This window comes from Vibrio sp. JPW-9-11-11, assembly GCF_013369335.1.
GTDB lineage: Bacteria > Pseudomonadota > Gammaproteobacteria > Enterobacterales > Vibrionaceae > Vibrio.
Genome location: NZ_SZQJ01000005.1, coordinates 704,566 through 729,276, shown reverse-complemented (window position 1 = coordinate 729,276; position 24,711 = coordinate 704,566). Strand labels below are relative to the sequence as shown.

The 24,711-nt window shown below is 47.4% G+C and carries 22 protein-coding genes; 18 read left to right on the top strand and 4 right to left on the bottom strand.

All coding sequences use genetic code 11. The features are described from left to right. Positions 1-169 precede the first annotated feature (169 nt). On the top strand, positions 170-2,182 hold the full coding sequence (locus FCU94_RS09000; RefSeq protein WP_176288199.1) for an NADPH-dependent 2,4-dienoyl-CoA reductase: 2,013 nt from the start codon (positions 170-172) through the stop codon (positions 2,180-2,182). Positions 2,183-2,237: 55 nt separating this feature from the next. Here FCU94_RS09000 and purU read toward each other — a convergent pair whose 3' ends face one another. Then, entirely contained in the window at positions 2,238-3,071 is an 834-nt protein-coding gene (gene purU, locus FCU94_RS08995) for a formyltetrahydrofolate deformylase (RefSeq protein ID WP_176288198.1), read from the bottom strand. A 198-nt stretch (positions 3,072-3,269) separates the two neighbouring features. On the opposite strand from purU, the gene FCU94_RS08990 reads away from it, so the two are divergent. From FCU94_RS08990 to rnd, 8 genes are all read left to right on the top strand, one after another. After that, positions 3,270-3,473: a hypothetical protein gene (locus FCU94_RS08990; protein ID WP_176288197.1), complete on the top strand. Its 204-nt coding sequence runs from the start codon at positions 3,270-3,272 to the stop codon at positions 3,471-3,473. A 93-nt stretch (positions 3,474-3,566) separates the two neighbouring features. After that, on the top strand, positions 3,567-5,474 hold the full coding sequence (locus FCU94_RS08985) for an ATP-dependent DNA helicase (RefSeq protein WP_176288196.1): 1,908 nt from the start codon (positions 3,567-3,569) through the stop codon (positions 5,472-5,474). Between the two features lie 26 nt (positions 5,475-5,500). Further along, positions 5,501-6,202, top strand: a complete 702-nt coding sequence (gene tsaB / locus FCU94_RS08980; protein WP_176288195.1) for a tRNA (adenosine(37)-N6)-threonylcarbamoyltransferase complex dimerization subunit type 1 TsaB — start codon at positions 5,501-5,503, stop codon at positions 6,200-6,202. 26 nt (positions 6,203-6,228) lie between these two features. Then, positions 6,229-6,531 carry a chromosome partitioning protein ParA gene (locus tag FCU94_RS08975; RefSeq protein WP_176288194.1) on the top strand — a complete coding sequence of 101 codons (303 nt, stop codon included), beginning with the start codon at positions 6,229-6,231 and terminating at the stop codon, positions 6,529-6,531. Between the two features lie 19 nt (positions 6,532-6,550). Continuing rightward, positions 6,551-7,105 carry a Slp family lipoprotein gene (locus FCU94_RS08970; RefSeq protein WP_176288193.1) on the top strand — a complete coding sequence of 185 codons (555 nt, stop codon included), beginning with the start codon at positions 6,551-6,553 and terminating at the stop codon, positions 7,103-7,105. Beyond that, complete coding sequence (locus FCU94_RS08965) at positions 7,102-7,956, top strand: alpha/beta fold hydrolase (protein WP_176288192.1); 855 nt, start codon at positions 7,102-7,104, stop codon at positions 7,954-7,956. The genes FCU94_RS08970 and FCU94_RS08965 overlap by 4 nt, the downstream gene beginning before the upstream one ends. A gap of 113 nt (positions 7,957-8,069) precedes the next feature. Further along, the gene (fadD, locus tag FCU94_RS08960) at positions 8,070-9,767 is read left to right on the top strand and encodes a long-chain-fatty-acid--CoA ligase FadD (RefSeq protein WP_176288191.1); all 1,698 of its coding nucleotides are present in this window, start codon (positions 8,070-8,072) and stop codon (positions 9,765-9,767) included. A gap of 99 nt (positions 9,768-9,866) precedes the next feature. Beyond that, a complete protein-coding gene (gene rnd, locus FCU94_RS08955) occupies positions 9,867-10,982 on the top strand; it encodes a ribonuclease D (protein ID WP_176288190.1) in 1,116 nt (371 codons plus the stop codon). A 48-nt stretch (positions 10,983-11,030) separates the two neighbouring features. On the opposite strand, the gene FCU94_RS08950 is transcribed toward rnd, so the two are convergent. Both FCU94_RS08950 and rne read right to left on the bottom strand, forming a co-directional pair. After that, positions 11,031-12,590: a SulP family inorganic anion transporter gene (locus tag FCU94_RS08950; protein WP_176288189.1), complete on the bottom strand. Its 1,560-nt coding sequence runs from the start codon at positions 12,588-12,590 to the stop codon at positions 11,031-11,033. 291 nt (positions 12,591-12,881) lie between these two features. Beyond that, positions 12,882-15,866, bottom strand: coding sequence for a ribonuclease E (gene rne, locus FCU94_RS08945; RefSeq protein ID WP_176288188.1), 2,985 nt, complete (start codon positions 15,864-15,866; stop codon positions 12,882-12,884). A 573-nt stretch (positions 15,867-16,439) separates the two neighbouring features. On the opposite strand from rne, the gene rluC reads away from it, so the two are divergent. Next, positions 16,440-17,384 (top strand): 23S rRNA pseudouridine(955/2504/2580) synthase RluC, encoded by a 945-nt coding sequence (gene rluC, locus FCU94_RS08940; protein WP_176288187.1) that lies wholly within the window; start codon positions 16,440-16,442, stop codon positions 17,382-17,384. A gap of 134 nt (positions 17,385-17,518) precedes the next feature. On the opposite strand, the gene FCU94_RS08935 is transcribed toward rluC, so the two are convergent. Beyond that, positions 17,519-18,100, bottom strand: a complete 582-nt coding sequence (locus FCU94_RS08935) for a Maf family protein (protein WP_176288186.1) — start codon at positions 18,098-18,100, stop codon at positions 17,519-17,521. Between the two features lie 148 nt (positions 18,101-18,248). On the opposite strand from FCU94_RS08935, the gene yceD reads away from it, so the two are divergent. From yceD to fabF, 8 genes are all read left to right on the top strand, one after another. Then, on the top strand, positions 18,249-18,773 hold the full coding sequence (gene yceD / locus FCU94_RS08930; protein ID WP_176288185.1) for a 23S rRNA accumulation protein YceD: 525 nt from the start codon (positions 18,249-18,251) through the stop codon (positions 18,771-18,773). Positions 18,774-18,804: 31 nt separating this feature from the next. Next, positions 18,805-18,975: a 50S ribosomal protein L32 gene (gene rpmF / locus FCU94_RS08925; protein ID WP_004414666.1), complete on the top strand. Its 171-nt coding sequence runs from the start codon at positions 18,805-18,807 to the stop codon at positions 18,973-18,975. A gap of 9 nt (positions 18,976-18,984) precedes the next feature. Next, the gene (gene plsX, locus FCU94_RS08920) at positions 18,985-20,010 is read left to right on the top strand and encodes a phosphate acyltransferase PlsX (protein ID WP_176288184.1); all 1,026 of its coding nucleotides are present in this window, start codon (positions 18,985-18,987) and stop codon (positions 20,008-20,010) included. Between the two features lie 5 nt (positions 20,011-20,015). Beyond that, the gene (locus FCU94_RS08915; protein WP_176288183.1) at positions 20,016-20,996 is read left to right on the top strand and encodes a beta-ketoacyl-ACP synthase III; all 981 of its coding nucleotides are present in this window, start codon (positions 20,016-20,018) and stop codon (positions 20,994-20,996) included. Positions 20,997-21,070: 74 nt separating this feature from the next. Next, the gene (gene fabD / locus FCU94_RS08910) at positions 21,071-21,994 is read left to right on the top strand and encodes an ACP S-malonyltransferase (protein ID WP_176288182.1); all 924 of its coding nucleotides are present in this window, start codon (positions 21,071-21,073) and stop codon (positions 21,992-21,994) included. Positions 21,995-22,016: 22 nt separating this feature from the next. Beyond that, complete coding sequence (fabG, locus tag FCU94_RS08905) at positions 22,017-22,751, top strand: 3-oxoacyl-ACP reductase FabG (RefSeq protein WP_176288364.1); 735 nt, start codon at positions 22,017-22,019, stop codon at positions 22,749-22,751. Between the two features lie 304 nt (positions 22,752-23,055). Next, positions 23,056-23,289, top strand: coding sequence for an acyl carrier protein (gene acpP / locus FCU94_RS08900; protein ID WP_004406112.1), 234 nt, complete (start codon positions 23,056-23,058; stop codon positions 23,287-23,289). Between the two features lie 90 nt (positions 23,290-23,379). After that, complete coding sequence (fabF, locus tag FCU94_RS08895) at positions 23,380-24,621, top strand: beta-ketoacyl-ACP synthase II (protein WP_176288181.1); 1,242 nt, start codon at positions 23,380-23,382, stop codon at positions 24,619-24,621. Positions 24,622-24,711 lie beyond the last annotated feature (90 nt).

Genomic DNA, 24,711 nt, shown 5'->3' with positions numbered 1-24,711 from the left:
CTTATTCGCTGTAAGACCTTATAAATTCAGATAAGTTACATCCTACTTAAACTCGTATACCCAAACAACCGGAGATTGATCGGTGTTACAAAAATGTAAACGGTTGTTTGATTTTTAATTACGTTGATTTTATTCTGGTCAGACCACGATAATAAAAAAGAGTTTAGTGATGTCTGCCATGTACCCAAATCTACTTAAACCATTGGACCTTGGATTTACTCAATTACGTAATCGAGTGTTGATGGGGTCAATGCATACCGGTCTTGAAGAGCATAAAGAGGGGCTAGGAAAGCTGGCGGCTTTCTATGAAGAGCGCGCCAAAGGTGGTGTGGGCTTAATTGTCACAGGCGGCTTTTCTCCGAATCTACGCGGTCGCTTACACCCATTCAGTGCCGAGTTTAGCAAGCCTAAACACGCCAAAGCGCATCAAGTCGTTACACAAGCTGTCCATAAGCATGGCGGTAAAATTGCACTTCAATTGTTGCATGCGGGTCGTTATGCCATGCATCCCTTCGCACAAAGCGCTTCGTCGATTAAAGCTCCGATCGCGCGTTTTGCACCGAGTGAAATGAGCACGCGTCAAATCAACAACACCATCGAAGCGTTTGCCAACAGTGCCACTCTTGCCCAGCAAGCGGGCTACGATGGGGTAGAAGTGATGGGCTCTGAAGGTTACTTGCTCAACCAGTTTATTTGTAAGCGTACCAATACCCGTTACGACGAATGGGGTGGCAGTTACGAAAACCGAATCCGCTTTCCTTTGGAGGTGGTTAAGGCAATTCGTCAAGCGGCAGGCAGAGATTTTATCATCATCTTCCGTCTCTCTATGCTCGACTTAGTCGAAGAAGGCAGTACATTTGACGAAGTGGTGACACTCGCTAAGGAGCTAGAAAAAGCAGGCGTTACTATCATTAATACTGGGATCGGCTGGCATGAGGCTCGTATTCCGACCATCGCGACCCAAGTGCCTCGCGGCGCGTTTACTTGGGTCACCGACAAAGTTCGTCCGCATGTCAACGTTCCCATCGTTACGTGTAATCGAATTAATACCCCAGAAGAAGCCGAAAAAATCTTGGCGAGTGGTCAAGCCGATATGGTATCCATGGCTCGTCCTTTCTTAGCCGACCCGCATTTCGTTATTAAAGCTGAGCAGGATCAGTCGCAGATGATCAACACTTGTATTGGGTGTAATCAAGCTTGTCTAGACAATGTGTTCAAGGGTAAGCGTGCAGGGTGTTTGGTAAACCCGTTGGCGTGTCGCGAAACCGAACTGGTTGTTACCCCTGCTGAAGTGAAGAAAAACATCGCGGTGGTCGGTGCTGGGCCTGCTGGCCTGGCTTGTGCCACCACTCTGGCGGAGAGAGGCCATGATGTGGACTTGTTCGAGCGCAATGACCGTATTGGCGGTCAGTTCCGTTTGGCGATGCAGATTCCTGGTAAAGAGGAGTTTAGAGAAACGATTCGTTATTTTGCCAATCGCATCGATGAGACTGGCGTTAAGCTGCATTTAGAAACTGACGCTAATTATGACTTGCTGGCGGAATATGATGAAGTGGTGATGGCTTCGGGGGTTGAGCCGCGTAAAGTGGCTATTCCAGGTATCGACACACCAGAAAAAGTGGTCGATTACCAAACGCTAATTAAAGAGAAGACTTTTGTGGGTGACAAGGTAGCGATTGTGGGTGCGGGGGGCATTGGTGTCGATGTCGCAACCATGCTAACCGAACCCGCTGGGCACAATCTTGACGACTGGCTACATGAATGGGGTATCGACAAAGAGATTGCCCACCCAGGCGGCCTTTATCCGTATCCTGACTCAGTGAGTGATAAAACAGTATGGGTGTTGCAGCGCCGTAAAGGGCGAGTGGGTAAAGGACCCGGTAAAACCACAGGCTGGATTCACAAACGTACTCTAGAAAAGCGCGGTGTGCACCTGTTAGGGGGCGTGAGCTACGATAAAATTGATGAGCGGGGTTTGCACATTAGCCTCGACAACAAACAGCAATTGCTAGAGGCCGATAGCGTGGTTATCTGTGCTGGGCAAGAGTCGGTAAGGCCGTTTGAAGACCAATGGCATCTGCTGGGCGACAAGCTACACGTGATAGGCGGGGCGGATTACGCCGGAGAACTTGACGCTGTGCGGGCCATCAAGCAGGGCGTTGAGTTGGCGGTAAAACTCTAGCCACATGGAAATGAAACAAAGGCCTCCAACGTGGAGGCCTTTTTAATCGATGCGATTAGAGAATGACGGTCTTGTTCCCGTAAACAAATACATGGTCATTGAGTACTTTGTTGAGCGCTTTACTGAGCACGTTCTTCTCGACATCGCGTCCTGCTTGCGCCATATCTTGGGCGCTAAAGTTGTGGTCTACAGGAATCACATCTTGTTTGATGATCGGGCCTTCGTCGAGATCGTTGGTCACGAAATGGGCGGTTGCGCCGATGATTTTGACGCCACGTTCATACGCTTGTTGATACGGTTTGGCACCGATAAATGCAGGTAGGAAACTGTGGTGAATGTTGATGATCTTATGGTGATATTTCTCGACAAAAGAAGGTGTTAGTACGCGCATGTACTTCGCAAGTACCAGGTAGTCTGCTTGATATTGGTCAATCACTTTGAGCATCTCTTTTTCGTGCTCCTCACGATTGAGTCCTTCATGTGACACATGATGGTAAGGAATATCAAACCTTTCGGTCAGGCTTTGCAAGGTGTCGTAGTTGCCCACCACGGCTGCGATCTCAACATCTAGACTGCCGTCATAGTTCTTCATCAGTATATCGCCTAAACAGTGGGCTTCTTTGGTGACTAAGATAACGATTCGTTTACGGTCAGACCCTTTGAGTGTGCGCTTGGCGCCTTGCGGTAACGCTTGATCTAAGTCGGCAAGTAATGTGTCATCGTTGAAGTAGCCTTCTAGCTCGGTGCGCATGAAGAAATGGCCACTGGTGTTGTCGACAAACTCGTTGTTGTGGATGATGTTGAGTTGGTGTTTGTAACAGATGTTGGTGATCTTTGAAATCAATCCCGGTGCGTCTGTACAGTGTGTCAATAGTGTTTTCTTTTCCATTTTATTAAAACTTCCGTGAATTATTTTTTTCGTATGATGAATTTTTTGGGGTAACCCGAACGGTGAGCTCACCCGCATTATTGAAGCTACAATTAAACTAATATTGAAATGGTTTCAACAAATAATCTGAGTTAACCGTTTGGCTCAGCGATTTGATTGAAGTTGTTGCTCTGTTTAGCGTGTTTCTAGGTGGTATTTATGGATAAAGAGCTATTAGCCCGTAAGTTATATGGTGAGCGTGTGAGCGCTCTCACTGGTGGCAAAGAATTAGATGAGGACATTCTCGATCAAATGTGGGAGAACAAAGCGTCTCCTAGTGAAGCCGCTCGCGCGATGACAGACACGGATCAAGACGGTTTCTCAGGCCCCGCTTGGCTCAACCGGTATCTCAATAAACGTTAACCTCTTCGCTCACAGCGGCGCGAAAATCCTATTCGCGCCGCTGTGTGAAAACTGCCATAATTACCCCTTTCTTGTCCCAACTTATACAGCCCCATGATCTCAAAGACCTTTTCAGCGCAAGGCGCGCTGGGCAAAGCCATTGCAGGTTTCCAGCCGCGTCAGGCGCAAGTCGATATGGCAGAATCGGTCGCCAAAGCGATTAAAGAGCAGACCCAAGTCGTTGTCGAGGCCGGAACCGGAACCGGAAAAACATTTGCTTACCTAGTGCCAGCGCTACTTAGTGGCAAAAAAATAATCATTAGTACCGGGTCGAAAAACCTACAAGAGCAATTGTTTCATCGCGACTTACCTTTGATGACTGACGCGCTAGGCTTTTATGGTCAGGTCGCATTGCTCAAGGGGCGAGCTAACTACTTGTGTTTGGATAGGTTGAGTCGCCAGATGGTTGAGAGCCATAATCAGAGCGCTGATCCAACGTTATTGAGTCAACTAGTTAAAGTACGGAGTTGGGTGTCTGAAACCAAAAGCGGTGACTTGGGCGAGTGCGATGCGATTGCTGAAGACAGCCCGGTTATTCCCACCATCACCTCTACTAATGATAATTGCTTGGGTAAAGAGTGTCCCAGTTATCAAGATTGCTTCGTGCTAAAAGCGCGGAAAAAGGCCATGGACGCAGACGTCGTCGTGGTTAACCACCACTTATTTTTGGCCGATTTAGCGATAAAAGAGACCGGTTTTGGTGAGTTAATTCCAGAAGCCGAAGTGTTCATTTTTGATGAGGCCCACCAGCTCCCCGACATTGCCAGTCAATACTTTGGTCAGTCGCTGTCGAGTCGTCAAATACAAGAGCTAAGCAAAGACATTGAGATCGCCTATCGGACCGAAGCGAAAGATATGCGTCAGTTGCAAAAAGCAGGTGAGAAGCTACTGCAAACCGCTATGGATCTGAGAATTGTTCTTGGTGAACCAGGGTTTCGCGGCAACTGGCGCGAGGCTTTAACGTCTCCCTCGATAGGACGTGAGTTGCGCAGGCTTGAAGAAGCCCTAGAGTTTGTGATTGAAGTGCTTAAACTAGCGCTCGGCCGTAGTCAATTGCTCGATAGCGCCTTTGAGCGCGCAAACACCATCAAGGCAAGACTAGATAGAGTGTGCGATGTATCGATTACCGGTTACTCGTACTGGTACGACACCACGCCGAGGCATTTTAGCCTGCATATTACCCCGCTTAGTGTGGCAGACAAGTTTCATGAGCAGATTGAGCTCAAGCAAGGCGCGTGGATTTTCACCTCGGCAACGTTAGCGGTCAACAATGACTTTGGTCACTTTACTTCGCGTCTTGGACTCAAGCCACAAGCTCAAATGTCACTACCGAGTCCGTTTGACTATCAAAGCCAAGCGCGATTGTGTGTGCCTAGATATTTGCCCGAGCCCAATAACCCAGGAATGGCCAATAAGCTTGTGTCCATGCTTAGCCCTGTGATTGAGAAAAACCAGGGGCGCTGTTTCTTTTTGTGTACCTCTCACAGCATGATGAAGGAGCTTGGTGAACGCTTTCGTCAAACACTGAATATTCCGGTTTTGATGCAAGGTGAAACCAGCAAACAGAAAACGTTGGCAGAGTTTATGGAGCTAGGCAATGCGCTCTTGGTCGCGACTGGAGCGTTTTGGGAGGGGATCGATGTTAGAGGTGACGCCCTTAGCTGTGTTATCATCGACAAACTGCCGTTTACAGCGCCTGACGACCCTTTACTCAAAGCAAGGATTGAAGATTGCCAGCTAAAAGGGGGCGACCCATTCGCTCAAGTGCAGATCCCAGATGCTGTGATCACCTTAAAACAAGGCGTTGGGCGACTGATTCGTGATAAAAAGGACAAAGGCGCGTTGATCATTTGTGACAACCGTTTAGTCACCCGTGAATACGGCGGTGTTTTCTTGGCGAGTTTGCCACCGATACCACGCACAAGAGATTTGGCTGTGGTACAAGAATTCCTTGAACATTAATGACCCATCAAAAATTAGAGATCCCAATGAGTGCAAAGATTCTTGCTCTAGATACGGCGACCGAAAACTGTTCGGTCGCGCTTTTAGTCGACGACAAAGTCTATGTGCGCAGCGAAGTTGCGCCGCGTGACCATACCAAAAAAGTTCTACCTATGGTGGATGAAGTACTCAAAGAGGCAGGATTAACGCTCGCTGAGCTTGACGCATTAGCCTTTGGCCGTGGCCCTGGTAGTTTCACTGGTGTGCGTATTGGCATTGGTATTGCACAAGGTTTAGCGTTTGGTGCTGATTTACCCATGATTGGCGTCTCAACGTTAGCCGCGATGGCACAAGGAGCATACCGTCTGCATGGTGCAGAGCAGGTCGCAACAGCCATTGATGCGCGAATGAGTGAAGTGTATTGGGCTCGTTATGTGCGTCAAGAAGATGGCAGTTGGGCGGCACAAGACGAAGAGTGTGTGATGCCTCCTCAGTTGGTGGCACAAAACAGTCAAGCTGATACGCTATCTTGGTACCGAGTGGGCACTGGCTGGCAAGCCTATTCTGATGAGCTTGAAGGCGTTGCATTTGAGACTCAGCCGAGTGAGGTGTTGTTTCCTGATGCACAAGACATCGTCCAGTTGGCTCGCGTCGAGTTTATTAATGGCAATACGGTCGATGTCGAGCAAGCGAGCCCTGTTTATCTGCGTGATACGGTCGCGTGGAAAAAGTTGCCGGGTCGTGAATAATATACCCTTAACCAAAAGCGGACAGTATGGTTTCAATTAACGGATTACCTGCTTCGATTCCTGGCCCCAATCGCGCAAACAAGGCCAGTAAAAAGAATCAAGCCAATCAATCCCAAGATAAAACACCGGTTAGCCAACCCAGCAAGGTGGCAAACGCGGTTGCCCATTCTATTCGTCATGTGAGCGAGTCTGAACTGCATCAAGCGCAGGTGCAGTATGACTTGCCCGAAGGGCGTGGGCGCAAAGCCATGCAGGAGTATATGGATGTACTCAATCAAGCCAAACGTGATGAACTTTCCCAGATGCTCGGTGTCGATATTTACATCTAAATCGATAGTTCACACTCTCATGTACAAGCCTCTTTTCAACAGTATTCTCTTGTCCGCTGCGCTTATTATGCTCGCCGGGTGCAGTAGCCTTCCAGACCCTCTCAAGTCTGATAATCCCGATCTGATTACCGAATACTCGGTTTGGCAAGCCAATACTGAAGCATCCAATCAAGTCCGCTTGGGCGGCGTGGTGGCCAGTGTTGCCAACCTGCAACAACGCACTCGGGTCGAGGTGGTGAACCTCCCTATAAGTTCAGCAGGAAAACCAGATATCAATCAAGAGCCACAAGGGCGTTTTGTCGCTTACATTGATGGATTTGCTGATCCGGTGACGCTGGCGCCAGGCCGCTTGATTTCATTCATTGGTAATAGCCAAGGGCGCGAACAAGGTTTAGTCGGGCAATATCAATATGACTTTCCGGTCATGAACGTGACGGGCTTCCATTTATGGCGTATTGAAGAGCGCGTGATAGTGCATGAAACTCACAGTTATCTCGAACCCTGTTTTGGGCTCCACTGTCGGCGTTCAAATTTGAACAACACTCACGGCAAGGTTATTAAAGAAGTCAAATGAAGCCAGTTGAGAATCGGTATTCACTTGGGACCGGCTATGTTGCAGCACTTGAGTACGGCAGCGTGGATTGTGAGACCACATTATTATTCCTCCATGGCTGGTTAGATAACGCGGCCAGCTTTACGACGTTAATGGCTAAGCTACATGCACTCGCGCCCGATCTACACCTTTGCGCAATCGATTTACCCGGGCATGGCCTGTCTAGCCATAAAGATAGCCACAATTTTTACCCATTTCACGACTATATTGATGATGTTTACCAACTTTTGGCTAACTTATCGCCAAACAGACTGGTGTTGGTAGGTCATTCGCTTGGTGCTTTGATTGCAAGTTGCTATAGTGCCGCCTTTCCTGAGCAAGTCAGTGGACTCGTTCAGATAGAAGGATACGGACCGTTAGCTGAAAGCAGTGATCTCACTGTCTCGCGTTTACGTGAGGGAGTGTTAAGTCGTCAAAGAATTCGTCGCAAACCTGTGCGAGCGATGAACTCACTACAAGATGCGCTGCAACGGCGCGCGAAAGTGAACCAAATCGACGTAGATTTAATTGCTCCTATCGTTCAGCGTGGCATCGTTCAACGAGAGAACGGCTGGCAATGGCGTCATGACAGCAAGTTGCAAAGTCAGTCATTGTATCGAATGTCGTTTCAGCATGCAGAGAGCTTTCGTCAACGGGTAGAGTGCCCTCAACTGACCATTCTTGGTGAACAGGGTTTTGAATATTTACAGTCAATCCAAGTAGATGTGCCAAGTTGTACCCAAATTGTTCGGGTCAATGGCGGACATCACTGCCACCTGCAGTCCCCTTCTAGAGTATCTAACCTAATTTTTGGCTTAGTTAACAAAATTTAAACAAGTGTTTGAGTGTTTCGTGCTCAAAGTGCCGCCCTGTGCTGTAATAGTCGAGTTATAAAAATAGAGCTTTTCACGTCGATGACAGCCAGTTAATTTCGAGGAGTTTCACCGTGGATAAACCTTGGTTATCGCGTTATCCAAGTGATGTGCCTGAGCGCATCAACCCAGATCAATACCCATCTTTAGTTGAGATGTTTGAACAGTCGGTACACAAGTACGCTGACCAGCCTGCATTTATGAATATGGGCTCGGTAATGACTTTCCGTAAACTGGAAGAGCGCAGTCGTGCTTTTGCTGCTTATTTACAAAACGAACTCAAACTAAAGAAGGGTGACCGCGTTGCGTTAATGATGCCTAACCTTCTTCAATACCCGGTGGCCCTGTTTGGCGTGCTGCGTGCGGGGCTGATTGCGGTCAATGTGAACCCTTTGTATACGCCGCGCGAGCTCGAACATCAGCTTAACGATGCTGATGCTACGGCTATCGTTATCGTATCTAATTTCGCTAGTACGCTTGAGCAGATCGTCGACAACACGCCAGTGAAGCACGTGGTACTGACCAGTCTGGGTCAAATGCTGCCACGCGCGAAAGGCACCTTAGTCGATTTTGTGGTTAAGTATGTGAAAGGCATGGTGCCGAAGTACGACCTTCCGGGCGCGATTTCTATGCGTCAGGCGTTGCACAAAGGCCGACGCTTACAATACGTGAAACCCTTTATGTCGGGCGATGATATTGCCTTCTTGCAATATACTGGCGGTACGACTGGTGTCGCAAAAGGGGCGATCCTGACTCACCGCAATATGATTGCTAACGTTCTGCAAGCGAAGGGCGCATATGGGCCCGTGTTGTCTGAAGGTCGAGAGTTGGTCGTGACGGCACTGCCGCTCTATCACGTTTTTGCGTTAACGGTAAACTGCTTACTGTTTATCGAAATGGGCGGCCAGAACTTACTCATTACTAACCCTCGGGATATTCCTGGCTTCGTTAAGGAGTTACAAAAGTATCCGTTTACCGCGATTACTGGGGTGAACACCTTGTTTAATGCTTTGGTTAACAACGAAGACTTCCACGAACTAAACTTCGCTAACCTCAAACTCGCAGTTGGCGGAGGGATGGCTGTGCAACGAGCGGTCGCGGAGCAATGGAAAAAAACTACCGGTATCCATCTACTTGAAGGTTACGGTTTAACGGAGTGTTCTCCGCTGGTGACTGGCAACCCTTATGATCTCACAGACTATACCGGAGCGATTGGTCTGCCTGTCCCGTCAACCGAAGTGCGTATCGTCGATGATGAGGGGCAGCCACTAGCCAATACTGAAGTCGGAGAGTTACAAGTTCGTGGCCCGCAGGTGATGCAAGGCTACTGGCAACGCCCAGAAGCGACTAAAGAGGTGATTAACGCCGAAGGATGGTTATCGACAGGGGACATCGTGAAGTTTGATGAGGAAGGCTTGATTCATATTGTTGACCGCAAAAAAGATATGATCCTCGTTTCTGGTTTCAACGTTTACCCGAACGAAATTGAAGATGTGGTCGCCTTGCACGGCAAGGTGCTAGAAGTCGCCGCGATTGGCCAAGAACACCCAGTATCGGGTGAGGTGGTTAAGGTGTATGTGGTGAAACGTGACCCAAGCTTGACTAAAGATGAAGTGATCGCTCACTGCCGTCAGCACTTAACGGGCTACAAGGTGCCCAAATTAGTTGAGTTTAGAGAGGATTTACCAAAAACCAATGTCGGTAAAATTTTGCGCCGTGTGTTACGTGAAGAAAACGACGCCAACCTAGCCAAGCCAGCAGAGCAAGCTTAATCAAGTTCGTTCAACAACTGGGTAGGAATAGTGATAGAATGCCGGCTAACAAGTCGGCATTTTTTATCTAATGCCCAAATCGCTCATAGTGAGAAGTTAGTGAATTATCAAATTATTACCGAATCGGAACAACTGAACAGTGTTATCGCTCGTGCTCGTCAAGCGGATGTCGTGATGTTAGACACTGAGTTTGTTCGTACCCGTACTTACTACCCGCAATTGGGGCTTATTCAGTTATTTGACGGCCAAGAGCTCAGCTTGATTGACCCGACAGTGATTCAAGACATGAGTGCGTTTAAGCAATTGTTGCAAGACACTTCGGTACTCAAAGTATTGCACGCATGCGGTGAAGATTTGGAAGTGTTTCACAATAGCTTTGGCTGTTTACCATATCCGATGGTAGATACTCAGCTCATCGCTGCATTCCTTGGTCATGGCTTATCGACGGGCTTTGCTGCTCTGGTCGAAGAGTACCTTGGTGTTGAGCTGGACAAGAGCGAATCAAGAACTGACTGGCTAGCTAGGCCATTATCACAAAAGCAGTTAGAGTACGCAGCGGCAGACGTGTACTACCTTGAGCCTTTGTACCAGCAATTGCATGAAAAAGTCACTCAAGCGGGCTGGTGGCAAGCTGCTCAGCAAGAGAGCGATTTGTTAGCGAGTAAACGCATTAAACAAAACCACCCTGAGAATGCTTACCTGGACATAAAGGGGGCGTGGCAGCTCAAACCAAGAGAGCTGGCTATACTAAAACCGCTGGCTAGTTGGCGTTTGAAAGAGGCGCTGCGTCGTGATCTCGCACTGAACTTCGTCTTCAAAGAAAATGATCTATTAACCATCGCCAAAAAAGGGATTCAAAGCCGTCAGGCGATGGAACAGGAAGGCATGGATCTGCGTGCTGTTCAGCGTCACAGTACACGTATTATCGCTTTGGTTAAATCCGCTAAAATGACATCGGTGGACGATTACCCAGATAAGATTGAGCGTCTGATGGATCTTCCTGGATACAAGCAGGTCTTTAAAGTACTGAAAGATGAAGTCAAGAAAGCCTCTCAAGCGAGCGGCTTGGCCACAGAGTTTCTGGCTTCGAAAAAGCAACTGAATCAGTTGATCAGTTGGGTGTGGAAAAAAGATAGGGATCCGGCCAAACTCCCAGATGTGATGCAAGGGTGGCGTTTGGATCTGATGGGTGAAAAACTCAATAAACTATTGTGATAAAAAAGGGCTTCCACTAGGAAGCCCTTTTTCTGTTTACGTGATTGCTTAGCCTGCCAATACGTCTGTCGCGACTTTATAGCTTGGGTCTTCTTTAACGTTAATCTCGACTAAACTGCCTGCTTTATCTAGTAGCTTACGGCAGTCTTGGCTTAGATGGCGCAAGTGCAGTGTCTTACCTTGCGCAGTGTAGCGTTCAGCCAAGGTTTCAATCGCTTCAATCGCAGAGTGGTCGGTAACGCGAGAGTCAGCAAAATCAACAATGATATCTTGTGGATCGCCATGAGCGTCAAAAATCTCTAGGAAGTTAGCAACAGAGCCAAAGAATACGGGGCCATGAATTTTGTACTCTTTAGAGCCTTCGTCGTTGATACGTGTATCCGCGTAGATATGCTTCGCGTGCTGCCAAGCAAACATTAAGGCAGAAGCGATAACCCCCACAAATACGGCAATGGCTAAGTCGGTGAGTACTGTTACCACGGTCACTAAAACAATCACAAAGAAATCTTGTTTAGGAACACGGCGTGCTAGCTTGAAAGTCGCCCATTCAAAGGTACCAATCACGACCATAAACATTACACCGACTAGAGCTGCCAGTGGGATCATCTCGATGAGAGAAGATGCAAACAAGATAAACATCAACAAGGCGACGGCGGCAACGATTCCAGACAGGCGACCACGACCACCAGAGTTAACGTTGATCATGGACTGACCAATCATCGCACAACCACCCATAGCTCCAAATACAGAGCAGGTCATGTTCGCCATGCCCTGACCGATACATTCACGGTTAGATTGCCCGCGGGTGTTGGTCATCTCATCAAGAACCGTCAAAGTCAGTAGAGATTCAATCAAACCAATAGCGGCTAGGATAATTGCATAAGGCAAAATAATCTGCAGCGTTTCAAGTGTCAGTGGAACGGCCGGAATTGTGAATGTAGGCAGTGAACCTGCTAGGGTAGCCGCTTCATTACCCGACATAGTACGTAAGAAATCCACAACGGTGCGGGTTTCGAGATCCAGCCCAACAACGAGTGCCGTGACGGTCACAATCGCAACCAGTGATGAAGGTACCGCGGTAGTAAACTTAGGCAAGAAGTGAATGATTGCCATGGTGAGTGCGACTAACCCAAGCATTAACATCATTTGGTCTTGTGGAAGCCAAGTTAGCATGCCATTGATGTCGGGGGCTTTGAATTGGCCAAGCTGAGCAAGGAAGATAACAATCGCCAACCCGTTAACGAAACCAATCATTACCGGATGCGGGACAATACGGATAAATTTACCAAGCTTGAATAGGCCAGCAGCGACTTGCAAGATACCTGCGAGTAACACTGCAGCAAACAAGTATTGCACTCCGTGCATGGCAACCAACGACACCATTACGACGGCCATCGCTCCCGTTGCGCCTGAAATCATACCAGGTCGACCACCGAAGATAGATGTGACCAGACCAACGATAAATGCGGCGTAAAGACCAACCATAGGGTCGACACCAGCAACAAAAGCGAATGCGACGGCTTCTGGTACTAACGCTAGGGCTACGGTCAGACCCGAAAGAAGGTCGTTCTTAACAGAGTGTTTAGAAAATTGAGGAAATTCAAACATATTTGCTCAGTTTGGCTAAGAGTTTAAAAGAGTTCTGAATGGTATTTAGTCGCCAAAGGGCAGAATGCAATGTAAAAGAGCAGGGTAGACTAAATATAGCAATTCAGATCGAGACGGCGCATGCTACCGAAAAGTGTGATTAAGTTCAAGATTGATACAAGTTTTGAACAATATTTGTGATGAATCAATCACAGTGAAAGCGTTGCTATCACTTATCTGTTGATTGAGTCGCGGTGCTACAGATAAAAAAAACCTCTACCGAGGTAGAGGCTTTTTTCACTTAAAGGCTCATTAGAACTGAGGTTTGGTCATAGCCGCGCCCGCTTGGTTACGAGCCACTTGGCTTCCTGCACCTTTTGCTTGGTAACGTTCAGTGCGAAGAGGTGCTGCGTTCACAGTGATCTCTTTTAGCTCTGATGAACCTGGTGCTTTTGCCATAGGCGCACACGCGTGACCTTTGAATGCTGGAACGACTATCTCAGTATTATCCTCAGCGACCTGACGCTGGTGCGCCTTCGCTTCTGGTATCTCGATAGAAGCTTCAGTATTAACTGAGTCAACTGCTACTTCTTCAGTCACCACTTTGGCTGGTTCTTCAACCTGTACTGAATCAACACGAGTCGTTTTGCTTTCAACAGGCGTTTCAATGACTGAAGCTTCGACTTTCGGTTGTTCTATAGTGGGTGCTACCTGTGCTTCAATAACAGGTTGCTCACGACGAATGATCACTTTACCCATCGCCATCTCTGGGCAGGCGAATCCACCAAGTGTCACTTGAGTCGAGGTCGCTTGCGCTGCAGTTTCTTGTTTCTTCGGTTTGTGCGTTGGTTTAGTAATCCCGTAGCTTGGCATTACTTTACCCATTGCCATCTCTGGAGAAGCTACACCACCTTTACGTAGGCGGAATGGGTTAGGGCGACGATCACGACCGCGACGGCGACGTTGACCACTTGCACGCAGATGACGAGGAGAGCGACGGTTACGACGTTGTTTAGGCTGTTCCTCTGTCCCCTCTTCGACAGTCTCAACGGCTTTCTCTTCGGAAGATTCTGCCTTTGCTTCTGTTGCAACTTGTTTCGCTTTTTCATCAGCGTTAGCTTGAGCGGCTTGGTCCTTGACGCGAACTTGTTTGGAAAGCTTGCGACGTTGACGACGCTCTTTCACTTTGGCGGCTTTCTCTTCCGAACGTTCCTTGCGCGTATCTGGCTTGTCGCTCTGTTGTGCGTCGGCGGCTAGTTTTAACCCTTCTTCAGCAACTTTGCTTGCCTTTACTTCATCACGTTTATTACGACGATCTTGCTTAGGCTTACGGTTTTGTTGCTTACGTTCGTTTGGCTTCGCTTCGTTAGACGCTTCATCACGTGCGTGCTTGCGCTTATTATCGCGTTTATCGTCACGGTTCTCGTTTCGATTATCACGATTATTGCGGCGACGGTTGTCATTGCGATTACGACGATTGCGATTGTTGCGGTTGCCTTCGCGGCGCTCTTTAGGTTGCTGTTCTTCTTGTTTCTCTTCTTCTTTTGAAGACCCAAACAGGAAGCTACCTAATGCTTTGAAGAAGCGACTCATTAAGCCAGGTTGTGAACCTTGAGATTCAACCACTTTCGGCTTTTTCTCAACCGCTTTTGGCGTTGCCGGAGCACTTGGCGCTGGCGCTGATTGCGATGGCGCAGCGAACCCTTTCAGAGCTGGCTCTTCAATCTTTTTCGGTTTCGCCTCGTTTTCTAATGGCTCTTTGCCTTCAGCCTCTTTCATTGCCTCTAGTTTCTGTGGCAATAGGTAAGAGAGAAGATCGAACTGCTCACCATCTCTGACACGGATAACGTCAAAATGAGGCGTTTCCATTTCTGAATTCGGTACGACCGTGATCTTAACTTCTTGAATACGTTCAATGTGATTAACTGAACGACGTTTTTCGTTAAGCAGGTAAGAGGCAATGGGTACAGGAACAACCGCAACGACTTGCGCGGTGTTGTCTTTCAGTGCTTCTTCTTCAATCAAGCGTAATACCGACAATGCGAGTGATTCGTTATCACGAACCACACCTGTGCCTGTACAGCGAGGACAGATATGATGGCTGGCCTCAGCGAGAGATGGGCTCAAGCGCTGACGCGACATTTCAAGCAGACCAAAACGAGAAATTCGGCCAATTTGAACGCGAGCGCGATCCATTCTTACTGAGTCACGCAAGCGATTTTCAACTTCGCGTTGGTGACGCACTGGTGTCATATCGATAAAGTCGATAACGACCAGACCGCCTAAGTCGCGCAGACGCAATTGACGTGCAATTTCTTCTGCCGCTTCAAGGTTGGTATTGAGTGCTGTCTCTTCGATATCGCCGCCTTTGGTTGCGCGAGCTGAGTTGATATCGATAGAAGTCAGTGCCTCTGTTGGATCAATCACGATTGAACCACCAGAAGGAAGACGAACTTCACGTTGGAAAGCGGACTCAATCTGGCTTTCGATTTGGTAGTGACTAAATAGCGGCACTTCACCGTCGTACTTCTTGACTCGATTGACGAAGTCAGGACGAACCAGACGGATGTGGTCAAGAGCACGCTCGTAAATCGTGTTGCTATCAATAAGGATTTCACCAATATCACGGCGTAGATAGTCACGAATCGCGCGAACGATGACGTTACTTTCTTGGTGAATCAAGAAAGGCGCTGCATTGGCGTCTGACGCTTGCTTGATCGCACCCCAGTGATTGATCAGTACGTTTAAATCCCATTCAAGCTCTTCAGCACTCTTACCAACGCCAGCTGTGCGCACAATTAAACCCATGCCTTGTGGCAGTTCAAGGGTGCTCAGTGCCGCTTTAAGTTGAGTTCGCTCATCACCTTCGATGCGGCGTGAAATACCACCGGCACGAGGGTTGTTTGGCATCAGAACGAGGTAACTGCCTGCAAGTGAGATGAATGTGGTCAGAGCTGCGCCCTTGCTGCCACGTTCTTCTTTTTCAACTTGTACGATGACTTCTTGACCTTCCGTAAGCACTTCTTTGATGCTTGGACGGCCTTGGTAAGTATAACCTTCAGGGAAGTATTCGCGGGCAATTTCTTTGAGAGGGAGGAAACCGTGTCTTTCTGCACCGTAGTCAACAAAAGCCGCTTCTAGGCTTGGTTCGATGCGAGTGATACGTCCTTTGTAGATATTTGCTTTCTTTGATTCGTGACCAGGGCTTTCGATATCTAAATCATATAAGCGCTGACCATCAACCAAAGCAACACGCAACTCTTCTTTTTGAGTTGCGTTAATTAACATTCTTTTCATTGATAAATCTCGTTGTCATTCTTTGTTTTTGGTTCTTATCGTTGTTATCGCTGTCATGGTGCCTGATCCCATGGCTTAATCTGTGCAGCCTCCCGGCTGGAGGGATGCTCTCGGGCACTTCAGTCTCACAAGCGTTTCTCGTGTCGCTTGTGAGCCGCATTAGTGGCGGTAAACACTCAACATGATGAGCGATGAGTAGGACGATAAGAGTGTTAATTGTGAAAATGTCTTACGCCGTGTGCTGCATTTTGTTAAATTAACGGGCTACTCGATTTCATGCTCTGATATGAGATGGTTTGTTTAAAATGCAACCAAATCATATATTGCAGGTGTGAACTATAGCAGCACCCATTAAACTCAGCAATCTGCTTTATAATAAATCGCTAAAAAAGCCGATTTTATTTTTTATAAGTGACTGTTTTATAGGTTTAATTGGAGATGTTTTTGAGATTTGTAAGAAAATTGATGGATTTTTATTCGTAGCGGATTTGCAAACCATTCTTATAAGCCGATTTTCCAATTTGTTGCGCATAAAATGTGATTGTGCGCACCTTTGAATGTTAGAATAAATGCATGAGTGAAATTAGAACAAAAGTCCAGTTTGTCGACATCGACGAAGATATGGCAGGTCAGCGTATTGATAATTTCTTACGCAACCAATTGAAAAGCATCCCAAAAAGTATGGTTTACCGTATTTTGCGTAAAGGTGAAGTACGTGTAAATAAGAAGCGGATTAAAGCCGAGTACAAACTAAAAGCAGGTGACTTGGTCAGAATCCCTCCAGTGACCATAGAAGAAAAAGCAGACGAAGTTGCGCCAAGTACCAAACTCAACAAAGTCGCAGAACTAGAACATATGATTATCTATGAAGATGATCATATGTTGGTGCTCAATAAACCCTCGGGCACTGCCGTACATGGTGGCAGCGGTTTGAAGTTTGGCGCAATTGAAGCGCTTCGTGCGCTCAGGCCACAGGCACGTTTTTTGGAGCTTGTCCATCGTATCGACCGGGATACTTCGGGTATCCTGTTGGTTGCCAAGAAGCGTTCTGCGCTGCGTCATCTGCAAGCGCAGTTTCGTGAGAAGACAGTACAAAAATATTACTTTGCTTTGGTAATGGGGGAGTGGAAAGCGAGTTGCAAAAAAGTGGACGCGCCGCTGCTGAAAAACGAAGTGAACAGTATTGTTCGTGTTAACCCGAAAGGAAAAGCGTCAGAAACTCGTTTTAAAATTCTGGAAAAGTTTGCTGACGCGACCTTAATCCAGGCTAGCCCAATCACTGGCCGGACACATCAGATTCGTGTTCATACTCAATATACCGGTCATCCGATTGCCTGGGACGATCGTTACGGTGACCGTCGCTTTGACGCCTACACCGCAAAAGTGGGGCTTGACCGATTATTTCTCCACGCCGCTAACATCAAGTTTCAGCATCCAGCCAATGATGAGTGGATGGAAATCAATGCGCCGATGGAACCAAAGTTAGAAAAGGCTTTGGCAGGGTTGCGTCAGCTATAAAGCATCATTCCTTGGTGTGATGAGTGAGCGAGTCAGGAACCCCTTTAGGTTCTCGACTCGCCTCAAGAGTTACTCAACGTGCTGGCTTTTCGCGGTAAAAAAGACGACGAAAGTCGGTTAGCTAGTCTACTCAGTCAAAGCACCTCAACCCCTTGTGCTTCTAGCATGTCAATTAGGTCAATTAACGGCAGACCTACCAAAGTGTTCGGATCTTTACCTTCCAGTCGTTCTAATAGGGCGATACCTAACCCTTCACTTTTGAAGCTGCCCGCGCAAAAAAACGGCTGTTCTTTATCGACGTAATTGGTGATTTGTTTGTGTGTCAGATGACGAAAATGCACCGTAAAAGTATCGACTTTTACCTCAGTTTCATTTGTGTGCGAATTATACAGCGCTAAGCCGGTATAAAATTCGATCGGCTGACCGCTTTGCTGCGTGAGCTGCTCGATGGCCTTTTCGCGCGTGTGAGGTTTACCGATAATTTTATTGTTGATCACGCAAACTTGATCACTACCTATGACTAAACTGGGTTTTGAAACTGGGCACGACTGCGCTTTACCCTTGGCGAGACGGGTTACCAGTTCAACTGGGCTTTCATTTTCTAAAGGCGTCTCATCAAATTCGGGTGATGCAGTCACGAACTCCATTGCCAGTTTATTGAGCAGTTGTCTGCGGTATGGTGAGGTAGAAGCTAAAACTAGTTGGTAATTTGGCATTTTAATTTACAATCTAACGGCGGGTTAGTGTGAGCTTAATCGATATTATGGTTGTGATACTAGCTCTCTCGCTGATAAGGAAAAAAAGTACAACTTTTTGCCCTTTTTCTTTGACTATAAACGATTTGGAAGATAGAATTCGCGCCCTATGCAAAAGGTAAAAATACCGCGAACGGTTGATCCCGCACGCGCTGCTCAGAAGCGACTCGACTTTGAAGGTATTATTCAAGTTAGTCTCTTTAAGCGCTTGGAGGAGTCAGTCGAAGGCGTAAAACGCGACGCTCAAGTGTCATTGTCATTTGACTTAGATGAGCAGCGACTCGTTGTTATCTCTGGTAAAGCTAACATCGTAGTCGATTTAGAGTGTCAACGCTGTAATGAGGTTTTCGCACACGAGTGCGATGTCCAATTCACCTACACGCCGTACCGCGGCGAGAAGACTGAAGAGGAAGCACCGGAAGAGTACGATTTGGTAGATCTGAACGAGTACGGTGAAGTAGACCTAATACAGTTAGTTGAAGACGAGTTCATTCTAAACTTGCCTCAAATTGCAATGCATGACGAAGCGGATTGTAGCGTTGATTCAGATAATATGGTGTTTGGTGAGATCCCAGAAGAAATTGTGGAAGACAAGCCGAATCCATTTGATGTTTTAAAAAGCTTAAAGAAGTAATTCTTTAACGACTTACATAGGAGTAGGGTCAATGGCCGTACAAAAGAGCAAGAAATCACGTTCAATGCGTGGTATGCGTCGTTCACACGATGCCCTAACTACAGCTGCACTATCTGTAGACGCAACTTCAGGTGAAACTCACCTACGTCACAACGTAACTGCTGAAGGTTACTACCGTGGCAAAAAGGTTATCAACAAGTAAGGTTGACCTTTGCATAATATAACCGTTGCACTTGATGCAATGGGCGGGGACTTCGGTCCTCGCGTCACAGTGCCTGCCGCCGTGCAGGCACTGTCGCATTTCCCAGAGCTAAAAGTGACCCTAATTGGTGATCAAAACGCGATCACGACTCAATTATCCTCCCTTGGTTATCAGCCAGATGCTCGGCTGAGTATTGAACATACTGACCGAGTGATATCCAACTCCGAAAAACCTTCTCTCGCACTTAGAAACAGTCATGGTAGCTCCATGGGGACCGCTATTGAAATGGTGGCAGATAACCAAGCAGATGCTTGTGTGAGCTGCGGTAATACAGGCGCATTGATGGCGCTGTCTCGTTTTAAATTAAAATTGCTACCTGGTATCGAACGCCCGGCGTTGATTTCTGCCTTACCTACCGCTGCTGGCGGGCGGACATGGATGCTGGATTTAGGGGCAAATGTTTCGAGTGATGCGGACTCTCTGTTTCAGTTTGCGGTAATGGGCAGCGCTCTGGCTGAGCAGTATTTGCAAAGAGCTCCTCGTGTGGCGATTCTCAATATTGGTGCTGAAGAAATCAAAGGCAACGACCTAGTCAAACGCTGCGCAGAAATGCTATCTCAGACCCAGTCAGTCAACTTTGTTGGCTATATTGAAGGTAATCAATTACTCCACGATGCCGCAGATGTGGTTGTTTGTGATGGTTTTGTGGGCAATGTCTGTTTAAAAGCTTGCGAAGGTACGGCTCAGCTCTTTATTGAAAAGATGAAATCGAGCATGATGGCTTCTTCGATAAAGGGCTGGATTGCAAGAAAATTATTTTCTGGGTTATTTAATGAGCTAAAAACATTGAACCCCGACCAGTATAATGGTGCAAGTTTGCTAGGATTGCGCGGCATTGTCATAAAAAGCCACGGAAGTGCTGATGTAGACGCAGTCATCAACGCGATTGGTGAAGCACTGCATGAGGTCAAACGACAAGTACCCACCCGTATTAGTGATCGTTTGGAAGCGGTTTTACTCGAGAGGCATTATTAGTCTTCATGTATAGCAAAATTTTAGGTACTGGCAGCTACCTGCCATCTCAGGTGCGTACCAACGCAGACCTAGAGAAAACGGTAGATACTAGTGACGAGTGGATTGTCGCTCGCACGGGTATTAAAGAACGTCGTATCGCTGCTGAGAACGAGACAGTTGCCGACATGGGCTATATCGCGGCAAAACATGCGATTGAAATGGCTGGTATCGATAAAGACGATATCGACATGATTCTGGTTGCAACCACGAGTGGTTCTCACGCGTTCCCGTCCGCGGCATGTCAAGTTCAAGCGCTGCTTGGAATCAAGCATTGCCCGGCATTTGATATGGCGGCGGCATGTTCGGGATTCGTTTATGCTTTATCTGTTGCCGATCAATACATCAAGACCGGTCATTGTAAAAATGTATTGGTGATCGGTTCAGACGCATTGTCTAAAACTTGTGATCCTAATGACCGTTCGACGATCATTTTATTTGGCGATGCTGCAGGGGCGGTTGTCTTAGGTGCCAGCGAAGAACCAGGCATTCTCTCTACAACCATCAATGCCGATGGCCGATTTGGTGATTTGCTTAGCCTTAAACACCCTCATCGCGTTGACGATCAGGCGGGCAGCTTTGAACACAACGAAGATATCAATAGTTGGCTGCATATGGCTGGCAATGAAGTGTTCAAAGTCGCGGTGACACAGCTATCCCGTCTTGTAACAGAAACACTGAAAGAAAATGGTATGGACAAGTCTGAGTTGGACTGGTTAGTGCCACATCAAGCGAATTATCGGATCATCTCTGCGACAGCGAAAAAGCTGTCAATGTCGCTCGATCAAGTGGTGATAACCCTTGATAAACACGGTAATACGTCGGCAGCGACTGTACCAACTGCACTAGATGAAGCCGTACGTGATGGTCGAATCAAACGTGGCCAAACATTGCTTCTTGAAGCATTTGGTGGCGGGTTTACCTGGGGCTCTGCACTGGTTAAGTTCTAACCCCAGCAACACATTTAAATTAAGGTGCCTTTTTAGGCATCTTTTCTTTCTTACTTTGGTTAAAGGAAAAAACTATGAGCAAGTTTGCTATCGTATTTCCAGGTCAAGGCTCACAAGCTGTAGGTATGCTTGCAGAGCTAGGCGAACAGTATGAAGTCGTTAAACAAACTTTTGCGGAAGCGTCTGACGCACTAGGCTACGATCTTTGGGCATTGGTTCAAAACGGCCCAGCAGAAGATCTAAACCAAACATTCCGCACTCAACCTGCTCTGCTTGCATCTTCTGTTGCTATTTGGCGTGTATGGCAAGAGCTAGGTCTAGAACAACCAGCAAACCTAGCAGGTCACAGCCTCGGTGAGTATTCAGCATTGGTTTGTGCTGGCGTTATCGACTTTAAACAAGCGATCAAACTGGTAGAACTACGTGGTCGCCTAATGCAAGAAGCGGTACCTGCAGGTACGGGCGCAATGTATGCAATCATCGGTCTTGGCGATGACGCGATTGCGAAAGCGTGTGAAGACGCCGCACAGGGTGATGTTGTGTCTCCAGTTAACTTCAACTCGCCAGGCCAAGTGGTTATCGCGGGTAGCAAAGACGCAGTAGAGCGTGCGGGTGCATTGTGTAAAGAAGCGGGCGCGAAGCGTGCTCTGCCACTGCCTGTTTCTGTGCCGTCTCACTGTGCGCTAATGAAGCCAGCGGCTGACAAGCTTGCGATTGCACTTGAAGAGATTCAGTTCAATACACCTCAGCTGCCTGTAATCAACAACGTAGACGTTGCTGCTGAAACAGACCCTGCAAAAATTAAAGATGCACTAGTACGTCAACTATACAGCCCAGTTCGTTGGACTGAGAGCGTTCAGCTAATGAGCGAGCAAGGCGTTGAAAAACTATTAGAGCTTGGCCCAGGAAAAGTACTCACTGGCCTAACTAAACGTATTGTGAAGACACTAAGTGGCGCGGCAGTGAACGACATCACTTCACTAGATGCGGCTAAGTAAACTTTAAGGAACAACAATCATGATGAATCTGGAAGGCAAAATTGCCTTAGTCACTGGCGCAAGCCGCGGCATTGGCCGTGCTATCGCTGAGCTTCTTGTAGAACGCGGCGCGACAGTAATTGGTACTGCGACATCAGAAGGCGGTGCTACTGCGATCAGTGAGTACTTAGGCGAGAATGGTAAAGGTCTTGCACTGAACGTAACAGACGTTGAGTCAATCGAAGCGACGCTAAAAACCATCAACGATGAGTTTGGCGCTATCGATATCCTAGTGAACAACGCAGGTATCACACGCGATAACCTTCTAATGCGTATGAAAGATGATGAGTGGAATGACATCATTGATACTAACCTTACGCCGATTTTCCGCATGTCAAAAGCGGTGTTGCGTGGCATGATGAAAAAACGTGCAGGTCGCATCATTAACGTTGGCTCTGTTGTGGGAACCATGGGTAACGCAGGTCAAGCTAACTACGCAGCAGCGAAAGCGGGCGTGATCGGTTTTACTAAATCAATGGCCCGCGAAGTGGCTTCTCGCGGTGTAACAGTAAACACTGTGGCACCTGGTTTTATCGAAACGGATATGACGAAAGCGCTGAATGATGAGCAACGTGCGGCAACGTTAGCTAACGTACCTTCGGGTCGTTTAGGTGATCCACGTGAGATTGCCTCTGCGGTTGTGTTCCTCGCTTCTCCAGAAGCGGCGTACATTACCGGTGAAACTTTGCATGTAAATGGCGGTATGTACATGGTGTAAATCGCTTTTGTGCAGAAATGGTGAACTTTTTCATTAGTTTTCACTCAAATTTCTGCAACTGCAGCGAATTTCCCCATAATGTCGCGGACTGGGCTATTTATTGTCATAAAAATAACCTATAGTTTGTGATAATTGACAGAGAAATGCGCAACATTTGTGCATGATTTAAGTCAAAAATGTATTGAATTTCGGTTAAAATCGCTAAAATTGTGGTTTGACCAGCAAGGTCCCTCTTGCAACTTTCAGTAGTTCTAATAAACTACGGAATCATCGCATTGAGCGAAATCTGTAAAGGAAAAGAAAAATGAGCAACATCGAAGAACGCGTAAAGAAAATCATTGTTGAACAGCTAGGTGTAGACGAAGCTGAAGTTAAAAACGAAGCTTCATTCGTTGATGATCTAGGTGCTGATTCTCTAGACACTGTTGAACTAGTAATGGCTCTAGAAGAAGAATTTGACACTGAGATTCCAGACGAAGAAGCTGAGAAAATCACTACTGTTCAAGCTGCAATCGACTACGTAAACAGCGCTCAGTAATATCTCTCCCAGGCGGCCTTCTGGCCGCCTGTGTTCTTTTAAACCCTTCTATCCTTCCATAGAATCATTTCATTTCCGGAGAATAAAATCGTGTCCAAGCGTCGTGTTGTTGTCACTGGCATGGGTATGTTGTCACCGGTAGGCAACACTGTAGAATCATCTTGGAAAGCCCTGCTAGCTGGTCAAAGTGGTATCGTGAATATCGAGCATTTTGACACCGAAAATTTCTCTACTCGCTTTGCAGGCTTAGTTAAAGACTTTGATTGTACTGAATACATGTCCAAAAAAGATGCGCGTAAAATGGATTTATTTATCCAGTACGGTATCGCGGCAGGTATTCAAGCTCTAGATGACTCAGGTCTACAAATTAACGAAGAAAATGCCGCACGAGTTGGTGTGGCAATCGGTTCAGGCATTGGTGGCCTTGATCTTATCGAAACTGGCCATACTGCGCTGGTTGAAAAAGGCCCGCGTAAAGTGAGCCCATTCTTCGTCCCCTCAACTATTGTCAATATGGTTGCAGGTAACTTATCTATTATGCGTGGTCTCCGCGGTCCAAATATCGCGATCTCGACGGCGTGTACGACAGGTCTGCATAACATCGGCCATGCGGCGCGTATGATCGCTTACGGTGATGCAGACGCTATGGTTGCAGGTGGTGCTGAAAAAGCGTCTACACCACTCGGTATGGCGGGATTTGGCGCCGCGAAAGCACTATCGACTCGTAACGATGATCCGCAAAAAGCGTCGCGTCCTTGGGACAAAGACCGCGACGGTTTCGTTCTAGGCGATGGCGCTGGCATGATGGTTCTGGAAGAATACGAACACGCTAAAGCGCGTGGCGCGAAGATTTACGCTGAACTGGTTGGCTTTGGCATGTCTGGTGACGCTTACCACATGACCTCTCCATCAGAAGATGGCTCTGGTGGTGCTCTGGCGATGGAAGCGGCGATGCGTGATGCAGCTATCACTGGTACCCAAGTTGGTTACGTGAATGCCCATGGTACTTCAACACCTGCAGGCGATGTGGCTGAAATCAAAGGCGTAAAACGTGCTTTGGGTGAAGAAGGGGCGAAGCAAGTTAAAGTCTCTTCAACTAAGTCGATGACAGGTCACTTACTGGGTGCTGCAGGCTCGGTTGAAGCGATTATTACGGTGATGTCTTTGGTTGATCAAATCGTTCCGCCGACAATTAACCTGGACAATCCAGAAGAAGGGTTAGGTATCGATCTGGTCCCGCACACTGCGAAAGAGGTATCGATGGAATACGCTATCTGTAACTCATTCGGTTTTGGTGGTACTAACGGCTCGCTCGTATTCAAGAAGATTTAACCAGACTTCATCAGCAAGATAAAAAACGGCTTACTGCTTTGGCATTAAGCCGTTTTGTTATTTAATAGCCTCTGTGGTTGTTCACGGAGC

Coding starts and splice junctions, on each gene's coding strand:
- FCU94_RS08990 (WP_176288197.1), top strand. CDS start 3,270: ATGGATAAAGAGCTATTAGCCCGTAAGTTATATGGTGAGCGTGTGAGC.
- yceD (WP_176288185.1), top strand. CDS start 18,249: ATGCAAAAGGTAAAAATACCGCGAACGGTTGATCCCGCACGCGCTGCT.
- fabD (WP_176288182.1), top strand. CDS start 21,071: ATGAGCAAGTTTGCTATCGTATTTCCAGGTCAAGGCTCACAAGCTGTA.
- acpP (WP_004406112.1), top strand. CDS start 23,056: ATGAGCAACATCGAAGAACGCGTAAAGAAAATCATTGTTGAACAGCTA.
- FCU94_RS08935 (WP_176288186.1), bottom strand. CDS start 18,100: ATGCCAAATTACCAACTAGTTTTAGCTTCTACCTCACCATACCGCAGA.
- FCU94_RS08970 (WP_176288193.1), top strand. CDS start 6,551: ATGTACAAGCCTCTTTTCAACAGTATTCTCTTGTCCGCTGCGCTTATT.
- rne (WP_176288188.1), bottom strand. CDS start 15,866: ATGAAAAGAATGTTAATTAACGCAACTCAAAAAGAAGAGTTGCGTGTT.
- FCU94_RS09000 (WP_176288199.1), top strand. CDS start 170: ATGTCTGCCATGTACCCAAATCTACTTAAACCATTGGACCTTGGATTT.
- FCU94_RS08975 (WP_176288194.1), top strand. CDS start 6,229: ATGGTTTCAATTAACGGATTACCTGCTTCGATTCCTGGCCCCAATCGC.
- FCU94_RS08915 (WP_176288183.1), top strand. CDS start 20,016: ATGTATAGCAAAATTTTAGGTACTGGCAGCTACCTGCCATCTCAGGTG.
- purU (WP_176288198.1), bottom strand. CDS start 3,071: ATGGAAAAGAAAACACTATTGACACACTGTACAGACGCACCGGGATTG.
- fabG (WP_176288364.1), top strand. CDS start 22,017: ATGAATCTGGAAGGCAAAATTGCCTTAGTCACTGGCGCAAGCCGCGGC.
- FCU94_RS08985 (WP_176288196.1), top strand. CDS start 3,567: ATGATCTCAAAGACCTTTTCAGCGCAAGGCGCGCTGGGCAAAGCCATT.
- tsaB (WP_176288195.1), top strand. CDS start 5,501: ATGAGTGCAAAGATTCTTGCTCTAGATACGGCGACCGAAAACTGTTCG.
- FCU94_RS08950 (WP_176288189.1), bottom strand. CDS start 12,590: ATGTTTGAATTTCCTCAATTTTCTAAACACTCTGTTAAGAACGACCTT.
- rluC (WP_176288187.1), top strand. CDS start 16,440: ATGAGTGAAATTAGAACAAAAGTCCAGTTTGTCGACATCGACGAAGAT.
- rpmF (WP_004414666.1), top strand. CDS start 18,805: ATGGCCGTACAAAAGAGCAAGAAATCACGTTCAATGCGTGGTATGCGT.
- FCU94_RS08965 (WP_176288192.1), top strand. CDS start 7,102: ATGAAGCCAGTTGAGAATCGGTATTCACTTGGGACCGGCTATGTTGCA.